Here is a 610-nt window from a genome sequence, read left to right as displayed (position 1 = left end):
AGGCTCCCACCTATCCTGTACAGATCGTACCAAAGTCCAATATCAAGCTGCAGTAAAGCTCCATGGGGTCTTTCCGTCTTGTCGCGGGTAACCTGCATCTTCACAGGTATTAAAATTTCACCGGATCTCTCGTTGAGACAGCGCCCAAGTCGTTACGCCATTCGTGCGGGTCAGAATTTACCTGACAAGGAATTTCGCTACCTTAGGACCGTTATAGTTACGGCCGCCGTTTACTGGGGCTTCGGTTCACAGCTTCGGATTGCTCCTAACCGCTCCCCTTAACCTTCCAGCACCGGGCAGGCGTCAGCCCGTATACTTCGCCTTGCGGCTTCGCACAGACCTGTGTTTTTGCTAAACAGTCGCTTGGGCCTTTTCACTGCGGCCCCCTCGGGCTATTCACCCTACCGAGGCACCCCTTCTCCCGAAGTTACGGGGTCATTTTGCCGAGTTCCTTAACGAGAGTTCTTCCGCGCGCCTTAGCATGCTCTGCTCGCCTACCTGTGTCGGTTTGCGGTACGGGCACCTTCTCCCTGGCTAGAGGCTTTTCTTGGCAGCTTGAACTCATGACCTTCGGTACTGTAATTTTCCCTCCCCATCACAGCCCAGCCTT

General features: G+C 54.4%; 1 rRNA gene. It reads right to left on the bottom strand.

Going from position 1 to position 610, the window contains the following annotated elements:
* Positions 1-610, bottom strand: a 23S ribosomal RNA gene (locus NI000_RS36550); the annotation flags it as partial.

The sequence above is a fragment of the Paenibacillus tyrphae genome (genome assembly GCF_024158745.1).
Classification (GTDB): domain Bacteria; phylum Bacillota; class Bacilli; order Paenibacillales; family NBRC-103111; genus Paenibacillus_G; species Paenibacillus_G tyrfis_A.
Note: the sequence above shows the minus strand (reverse complement) of the source record. Positions and strands in the feature narration are given on the sequence as shown.